This window comes from Thioclava sp. SK-1 (genome assembly GCF_001705665.1).
Lineage (GTDB): Bacteria > Pseudomonadota > Alphaproteobacteria > Rhodobacterales > Rhodobacteraceae > Thioclava.
This window is the reverse complement of the sequence record NZ_MDHA01000063.1, coordinates 1-8,593: the sequence shown is the minus strand read 5'-3', so window position 1 is coordinate 8,593 and position 8,593 is coordinate 1. Positions and strand designations below refer to the sequence as shown.

Sequence of the window (8,593 nt, the reverse complement as noted above, 5' to 3'; positions counted from 1 at the left end):
CCCGACGCCAGGCCGAAACCGCCATCTTCCAATACATCAACGGCTTCTATAACCCGCGCCGTCGGCACTCAGCATTGGGAGGCAAAAGCCCCTTGGCCTTCGAACGCCAAGGGGCTTAAACGAGCACTGGGGGCGGCACAAATACGCGACAGGTCCAATCGGAAACATACCGCCAGCAGAGGCTGAACAGAACTTCTATGCACAGCGCGACGTGCTCGATATGGTCCCGTGAAATGAAGCTATAGGTCTCCGGTAAACCCGCGGCGATTCAGACCGCGTCTCGAGATACTCGCGTACTGCCCTTGGCGCGTCGGTCGGATCGATTTGCTTCGCGTTCCATTCCTCCTTCGGCGTCGAGTTCTGCCTGTTGGCATCCGCCTCGATCAGACTGGCGTCGATGGCCATGCGCTGACCGCTGACGAGGCCTTCTTAGATACACCGCGCAACAGTCGTGTCGAATATGTGGCGGAGAAGCTCGCTGTCGCGGAAGCGACCATGGCGGTTCTTCGAAAAGGTCGAGTGATCAGGGACCCGGTCACTTAGATCGAGACGGCAAAACAAGCGATACGCCAGGTTCAGATGCACCTCCTCACACAGCCGCCGCTCCGACCGGATGCCAAAGCAATAGCCTACCAATAGCATCCTGATCAGAAGCTCGGGATCGACGGAGGGTCGCCCTGTATGACTATAAAAATCGGAGAGGTAGCTGCGGATGCTGGAGAGATCCACGAACCGATCAATCGAACGAAGGAGGTGGCTCTGAGGCACATGATCCTCCAGCGAAAACTCGTAGAAGAGCGCCGGTTGCGCCTCTTGCCGCGGTCCCATCATCGCCGGATCCTCACATCCTATTCAGGAATTGAATCAGCTGACGGCCCTTCGATCAAGCGCGAGTTTTTCAACAAAATAGGCCCTTCCTGTAGGTCCCGTTGTTCCGCGGCGTGATCTTGGATGAGTGCCCGCTTCCATGACCTGGCAAAGTTGAGATCGTACGTGCAGAGAGGGACCGCTTTTTGCCTTCCCTGGAGGTGACCCTGGGTTCCGCAGTGCGATTTTGGTCGCGTGTTCGCTTCCGTGTTCTGGTAGGGCTCGGCTCGCACGCGCAGAGAAGGTCGGGGATCTGCCCTCATTGTTGATAACGCAATACTTGGCGGGCGGAGATCGAAGTTCCATGGCCACTGAACGTCACGAAGACTTGAGGTTCCGCTGGAGATAAGCGGGCCTGAATGGATAGCTGGCCCAGGCGTGTCATCAGGTGTCATTTCTCGGCATGACCGCACCGTGTGTTGGTGCCCCGCACTTCCGGCACCGGGGCAGAACACCCCTTGCACCTTGCCGCATGAAATAAAATTTCCTTAATCGACCCTCTAAATGAAGTAGGGGCGCCTTTCGGCACCCCTATATACAGACCTTGGGGCAAACTTACCCGGATTTGGGACGAACTCACCCGTCTTCTTCAAGGTAGGTCCAGTTTAGATTTTCCCATGACAATGTTTGAATTTTTCTCCTGATCCGCAGGGGCAGGGGTCATTTCGGCCTGTGGTTTCAGCCCAATTTGCGGCATCCTCAGCAGTGTGTTCTGGTGCAGGTTCTGGTGCAGGTTCTGGTGCAGGTTCTGGTGCGGTTGGCACGGCCGGTGCGGCTTGCCCTGCAGCGGCCAGCATCTGCGCCTGCATCTGTGCACGTTCCTCGTCACTCAGCGGTCGGATCTGTGCCAAGCGCTTGGTCACATCGCCGCGCAGACTGTCCAGCATGGTTTCAAACAGCTGGAAGCTTTCGGTTTTATATTCCGACAGCGGATCGCGTTGTGCGTAGCCACGGAACCCGATGACCGAGCGCAGATGTTCCAGTGTTACCAAGTGGTCGCGCCATTTGGCATCAATGGTTTGCAGCAAAACCTGCTTTTCGATCTGATACATGGCCTCTTGGCCGAAATCACTGCGTTTCTTTTCCGCCAAAGCGTCGGCGGCATCTTCGATCCGCTCACGCATGACATCTTGATCAACGCCCTCCTCTGCTGCCCAATCAGCAATTGGCAGGTTCAGGTTCAACCCCGACAACGCGGCAGCGGCCAGACCTTCGGTGTCCCATTGGTCAGCGTAGCTGCGCGGTGGCAGGTAAGTGTCGATCATATCGTCAATGACCTGAGCGCGCATATCGGCGGTGATTTCACCGATCTCTTCGCTTTCCATGATTTCACGGCGCTGACCGAAAATCGCCTTCCGCTGATCATTCATCACATCATCGAATTTCAGCAGCTGCTTACGGATGTCAAAGTTTCGGCCCTCGACCTTGGCCTGCGCCCGTTCCAGCGATTTGTTGACCCATGGGTGAATAATCGCCTCGCCTTCCTCCATGCCTAGCTTGGACAGCACGGCTTCCAGTTTGTCAGAACCGAAGATCCGCATCAGATCATCGTCCAGCGACAAGAAGAACAGCGACCGGCCCGGATCACCCTGACGGCCCGAACGGCCGCGCAGCTGATTGTCGATCCGGCGGCTTTCGTGGCGTTCCGTTGCCAGAACAAACAGCCCGCCGGCCTCCAGAACCTTTTGCTTTTCATCCGCGACGGCGGCTTCGATCTGGGCACGCACGGCTTCTGGGTCTGCCTGAGGGTTCTTTGACAGCTCTTCGAGGACCCGCATTTCGACGTTGCCGCCCAGCTGAATATCGGTGCCACGACCCGCCATATTGGTTGCGATTGTGATCGCGCCCAGACGCCCGGCATCGGCCACGATCTGTGCTTCTTGTTCGTGCTGGCGTGCGTTCAAAACGTTATGTTTCAGCCCCGCTGCTGTCAGCATTGCCGACAGGCGCTCTGATTTATCAATCGATGTGGTGCCCACCAACATCGGCTGACCGTTTTCATGTGCTTTTTTGATCGCCTCGATGACGGCGGTGTATTTCTCCCCTTCGGAGCGATACACGCGGTCATGCTCGTCTTTACGCTGGATCGGGCGGTTGGTTGGAACCTCGACCACGCCCAGCTTATAAATATCGGCGAATTCTTCGGCCTCGGTCGTCGCGGTGCCGGTCATTCCGCCCAGTTTGTCATACAGACGGAAGTAGTTCTGGAACGTGACCGACGCCATCGTAATGTTTTCGGGTTGAACTTTGACGCGCTCTTTTGCCTCGATAGCCTGGTGCAAACCGTCGGACAGGCGACGCCCCTTCATGGCGCGGCCTGTGTGTTCGTCGATCAAGACGACCTCATCTGCCTGCACCATGTAATTGACATCGCGCAAGAAGATTTTATGTGCCCGCAAGGCCTGTGTGACATGGTGGACAATGGTTGTGGATTCCGGGTCATATAGCGATTGACCTTCGGGCAATACGCCATCCTCTTGCAGCTTTTGCTCCAGGAATTCATTACCGCTTTCGGTATAGGTCGCGCTGCGGGCCTTTTCGTCGATCTTGTAATGATCTTCGGTCAGCAACGGAATATATTTGTCCAAGGCTGCATACAGGTCAGTGCGATCATCGGCCGGGCCAGAGATGATCAGCGGCGTGCGGGCTTCGTCAATCAGGATCGAGTCCACCTCATCGACGATGGCAAAGAAATGATCGCGCTGCATCATTTCTTCGACCGAGGCGCGCATGTTGTCGCGCAGATAGTCGAAGCCAAGTTCATTGTTCGTCGCATAGGTGATGTCCGCAGCATAGGCGGCTTTCTTTTCACCATTGTCTTGGAACGGCACAACAACGCCACAGGTCATCCCAAGCGCATTATACACTTTTGACATCCATTCTGCATCGCGCCGCGCAAGATAGTCATTGACGGTGACGACATGAACGCCTTTGCCCATCAACGCGTTCAAATAAGCAGGGAAGGTTGCCACAAGGGTCTTGCCCTCGCCTGTCTTCATCTCGGCGATATTGCCCTGATGCAGAAAGATCCCGCCCATCAGCTGGGTGTCAAACGCCCGTAGACCCAACGCACGCTTGGCTGCTTCGCGGCAGTTCGCAAAGGCTTCGGGCAGGAGGGCATCAAGGCTTTCGCCACCCTGCGCGCGGCCCTGAAGGTCGCGTGTCTTTTCGATCAACCCCGCATCGGAAAGAACAGCGAACTCTTCTTCCAGCGCATTAACCTTTGCCACCAAGGGGCGGGCCGTTTTTACCATGCGGTCATTCGGCGTACCGAAAACCTTTTTCGCAATAATTCCGAGGCCGAGCATATCTTCTCCGCAGCTTGGTCTAACCAATTCGTGTGTGACGCGGCCTTGTCGCGCCCTGTCTGCCCGCCTAGAACGGCTAACGAATAAAGGGCGGAACCGCTTTCACTGACCCTCAGCGATGTAAGGCTCGACCGCCCTAGTGTCAACGCCGCGACCCGACGCGGCGCAAAGGAGTGGCTAAGATGGCAAAACTGACAAAGATTATGGGCCTTGGCGCGGGCCTGGTTCTGGCTGGAACCGTGGCATTCGCACAAGACGCCCCGACCGCTGATACGGTCGTTGCAACGGTCGATGGTAAGGACATCACCATTGGCCAGATGATCGTGGTGCGCGATGGCCTGCCGCAAGAATATCTGCAATTGGATCCGCAGACCTTGTTCAATGGCATTTTGGATCAGCTGATCCAACAGACCGCATTGGCCAAGATGGGCGAAAGCCGGATGACCAAACGCGACCGCATTGCATTGGATGTTCAGCGCAATGCCTATTTGGCTGGTTCGATGCTGGAATATACCGCGCAGCGCGCCACATCTGATGATGCCGTGCAATCAGAATATAAAACCCGGTTTGAAACTGCCGATCCGGTGACCGAATATCATGCGGCCCACATTATTGTCGCGACCGAAGAAGAAGCCGCAGATCTGACCAAGCAGATCCAAGACGGCGCCGATTTCACCGAGCTTGCGAAAGAGCATTCAACCGATGGCGCGGCTGATAATGGCGGTGATCTTGGATGGTTCGGTCTTGATATGATGGTGCAGCCCTTTGCCGATGCCGTCGCGGGTATGGAACCGGGTGATGTGGTTGGTCCTGTGCAAACCGAATATGGCTGGCATGTTGTTAAGCTGATTGAGACACGCGTCGCCGATGCGCCGGCAATTGAAGATGTCCGTGCCGAGATTGAAGCAGATCTGCAAAAAACCGCGGTGGAAGATCGGATCAAATCCAGCGTCGATGATGCCGATGTGGAACGTATGAGCGACGGTATCGACCCTTCTGTGCTGACGGATCAAACCCTTCTGGCCAAGTAACTGGATTTGCGTCAGTATCGGGGAAACTCGGTCCTTAGAGGTAAGTCATGGCCAAGAAAGACAAGAAGTCGGTGAAGAAATACGAAGCCAAAGTCGACAAGCTTCGTGACCGGATGAAAAAACTGAAGGCCAAGGCCAAGAAAAACGCGCGCAAGTTGGAGGCCAAGGTGATGGCTCCAACCTCTGCCGCAGCTCCTTCGACGCCGGTGGTTGCAAAATCGTTGGTGTCGCCTTTTGCGCCCGCTGCATTCCCTGAGTTGCCACAAATTGAAGGTGTGGAATTCGCCACCGCTGCTGCGGGTATCAAGTATAAGGGCCGCACAGATGTGATGCTGGTCCGCGTTGCGCCGGGCACGTCGATGGCGGGTGTGTTCACCACATCTTCCACCCGTGCAGCCTGCGTGCATGACTGCCAGGCCAAGCTCAAGGGTGCTCCGGTCTCGGATCAAGGCGCCGCGATTTTGGTCAACTCCGGCAATGCGAACGCCTTTACGGGCGCGGCGGGACAGGCATCGGTTGATGCGATTTCAGGCGCGGTGTCGCAGGCCTTGAACCTGCCCGCAGACCGTGTGTTCACTTCCTCTACCGGTGTGATTGGCGAGCCATTACCCCATGATCGGATCACGCAGGCGCTGACAGATCTGTCGGGCGCATTAAGCCCGGCAGGCATTGACGCCGCCGCCCGGGCGATCATGACAACCGACACATTCCCCAAAGGCGCGATGGCGGAATTTGAAGGCGAGGGAGGCACGATTAAAATTGCCGGTATTGCCAAGGGCTCCGGGATGATCGCACCCAATATGGCCACGATGCTGGTATATATCTTTACCGATGCAAAGATCGCGCCAGATAAGCTGCAAAAAATTCTGTCGCGCCAGATTGATGGCACGTTCAATGCGATCACGGTGGACAGCGATACATCAACCTCTGACGCGTTGCTGATTGCTGCTACGGGGAAATCACCGGCAGATGAGATCGCGGATCTGCGTTTGAAACCCGCCAAAGATTTTGAGGCAGCCTTGAACGCCGTTATGACGGATCTTGCCAAGCAAGTGGTTATGGATGGCGAAGGGGCCACGAAATTTGTGGAGGTTCAGGTAACGGGTGCGGAAACCGATCACGACGCACATGTTATTGCGATGTCGATTGCAAATTCTCCCTTAGTCAAAACAGCGATCGCCGGGGAAGATGCGAATTGGGGCCGTGTTGTCGCGGCCATTGGGAAATCAGGTGCAAAGGCTGATCGCGACCTGCTGACCATTCGCTTTGGCGATACCGTATTGGCGGAGAAGGGCTGGCGCAGCCCGGAATATTCCGAAGAGGCCGCCTCTGCCTATATGAAGAATGCCAGATTGGTGATTGGCGTAGATCTTGGGCTTGGCGCTGCATCCAAGACCGTCTGGACCTGTGATCTGACGCATCGCTACATCGACATTAATGCGGATTATCGGTCGTGAGTCAGGCTATCATCCTTGTGTCGGCAGCAGCCCTTGTTGACCCGGAGGGCCGTGTGTTGTTGGCGCAGCGGCCACCGGGAAAATCCCTTGCGGGTCTGTGGGAATTTCCTGGCGGGAAAGTGGAGCCGAATGAAACACCCGAAGCGTGCTTGATCCGAGAGCTGCAAGAGGAGCTGGGGATCAATACTTGGGCCAGCTGTTTGGCGCCGCTGACCTTCGCCAGCCATAGTTATGAAACGTTTCACCTGTTGATGCCGCTTTTCGTTTGTCGAAAGTGGGAGGGGATCGCCACCCCGCGTGAGGGGCAGGAATTGGCATGGGTGCGTGCCCGCGATCTAAGCGATTACCCTATGCCGCCGGCGGATATCCCACTGATTCCCATTTTGCGCGACTGGCTGTAGCTGCGCATTTGCCTTCGTCAAGTCATTTGCTGACTTATTTGGCACGGGCCGCCTTTTTACAAGGCGGCCTTCGTCGTTTTACAAGCCAAACCGCTAGATATTGTCGACGAAGTTTCAAAATTGCTCAAATTTAGGAAATAATTTACTAATCTAGCACTTTTTCTTTGCAATTTGATGACAATCGCGGTTTTTATAGAGGCACAACGGGATAAACGGGAGAAACACAGATGCTGCGCACAATCACAGTCGGAACGATTTCTGTCCAAGGCATGTTTGAAGGTAACACCGCAGACGGTAAAATGGTCGTCCGTGTTGATAACCGCCTTTACAAAGGCCGTCCGGTCGATCGCAAAAGCTGATGTGCCTCTTTTGGCGCGCAGGGGAGGGCGCGTCAGAATTGATGGCCATCATGATGCGACGATCACTCTGGTAGGTTGCTTAGTCCGAACCAGTTAAACAATTAAGGCTCGCGGATTTGCTCCGCGAGCCTTTTCATTTGGCCGACCGTATCTGGCGCAAATACAAGGCGGCCAAGCTGCCATGCGGGCGCAAGCCAAGCACTCAGGTAGGGCGAAATGACCGTTTCAATTGCTGCTGAAAGCCAATTGAAATTTCCAGGTCATTGGGTATTTTTTCGCTTGTCAATCGTCGGGGGGGTCTTTATACGACGCTCACGCACAGGAAATACCTGTTGCGCAACGGGGCCTTAGCTCAGCTGGGAGAGCGCCTGCATGGCATGCAGGAGGTCAGGAGTTCGATCCTCCTAGGCTCCACCATATTTTCCTGAAAAGCACCAGATAGTTCTGCCTTTATCGTCAGAGGATTTGCCTCTGCCGCGCAGACCGGTGCTGTTTTCCCTACGAAAATTCTTGCTGCTTTGATCGCCGCTCCTAGCGTGTCGATCGCTTCGCAGCGCTTTCCCCTGTCAAATCCGAGGATGGCCCATGAGCGACCATTTCTTCGTCGTGACGGGCGGTCCCGGTGCGGGCAAGACCAGCCTGGACTTGCATCACTTCCGTTCCGGTTTTCTGTGAGCAATGCTCGCTTTGAAGGAGACTGGATATGGCAGCCAAGCATAGTGAAGATTTCAAGCGCGAAGCGGTTCGGATCGCGGCGCACGGCGGCCTGACACGGCGACAGGTTGCGTCGGACCTTGGGGTTGGTTTTTCGACCTTGGGCAAGTGGATGCGGGATTACTCGACCGATCCAACAGCCGCTGAGGACGCGGAGTTGCGCCGCGAGAATGAGCGCTTGCGTAAAGAGAACCGTATTCTGCGGGAGGAGAGGGAGGTGTTAAAAAAGGCGGCAATCTTCTTCGCGAGCCAAAAGCAATGAGATTTCAATTCATTGCGGAGTATCGCGGAGATCTTTCACGTGCGTATCTGTGCCGCCTGATGCAGGTTTCAGATCGTGGGCTACGGGCGTGGCGTCGCAGGCCGCCCTCACATCGCCAGCGTCGTGACATGATCCTTCTGGCATATATCCGCGAACAACATCGGCTCAGCTTGGGCAGCTATGGCCGTCCGCGC

At 55.7% G+C, this 8,593-nt stretch carries 6 protein-coding genes, 1 tRNA gene and 2 pseudogenes; 7 read left to right on the top strand and 2 right to left on the bottom strand.

Annotation, left to right across the window (positions count from 1 at the left end; all coding sequences use genetic code 11):
• Positions 1 to 119 (top strand): IS3 family transposase (locus BFP70_RS20780; RefSeq protein WP_218059680.1); only part of this gene is annotated, 119 nt, incomplete at its 5' end.
• 145 nt (positions 120 to 264) lie between these two features.
• On the opposite strand, the pseudogene BFP70_RS14830 reads toward BFP70_RS20780, so the two are convergent.
• A pseudogene (locus tag BFP70_RS14830) lies at positions 265 to 831 on the bottom strand (transposase); the annotation flags it as partial.
• Between the two features lie 641 nt (positions 832 to 1,472).
• Entirely contained in the window at positions 1,473 to 4,175 is a 2,703-nt protein-coding gene (secA, locus tag BFP70_RS14825; RefSeq protein WP_066012435.1) for a preprotein translocase subunit SecA, read from the bottom strand.
• A 182-nt stretch (positions 4,176 to 4,357) separates the two neighbouring features.
• On the opposite strand from secA, the gene BFP70_RS14820 reads away from it, so the two are divergent.
• From BFP70_RS14820 to BFP70_RS20775, 6 genes and pseudogenes are all read left to right on the top strand, one after another.
• Positions 4,358 to 5,206: a peptidylprolyl isomerase gene (locus BFP70_RS14820; RefSeq protein ID WP_066012434.1), complete on the top strand. Its 849-nt coding sequence runs from the start codon at positions 4,358 to 4,360 to the stop codon at positions 5,204 to 5,206.
• A gap of 170 nt (positions 5,207 to 5,376) precedes the next feature.
• A complete protein-coding gene (argJ, locus tag BFP70_RS14815; RefSeq protein ID WP_066012436.1) occupies positions 5,377 to 6,663 on the top strand; it encodes a bifunctional glutamate N-acetyltransferase/amino-acid acetyltransferase ArgJ in 1,287 nt (428 codons plus the stop codon).
• A complete protein-coding gene (locus BFP70_RS14810; protein WP_066012433.1) occupies positions 6,660 to 7,064 on the top strand; it encodes a (deoxy)nucleoside triphosphate pyrophosphohydrolase in 405 nt (134 codons plus the stop codon). The genes argJ and BFP70_RS14810 overlap by 4 nt, the downstream gene beginning before the upstream one ends.
• Before the next feature lie 227 nt (positions 7,065 to 7,291).
• Complete coding sequence (locus tag BFP70_RS21435; RefSeq protein ID WP_255356727.1) at positions 7,292 to 7,423, top strand: hypothetical protein; 132 nt, start codon at positions 7,292 to 7,294, stop codon at positions 7,421 to 7,423.
• A gap of 341 nt (positions 7,424 to 7,764) precedes the next feature.
• Positions 7,765 to 7,840 (top strand) — tRNA-Ala (locus BFP70_RS14805).
• Positions 7,841 to 8,126: 286 nt separating this feature from the next.
• Positions 8,127 to 8,593 (top strand): annotated as a pseudogene (locus tag BFP70_RS20775) (transposase); the annotation flags it as partial.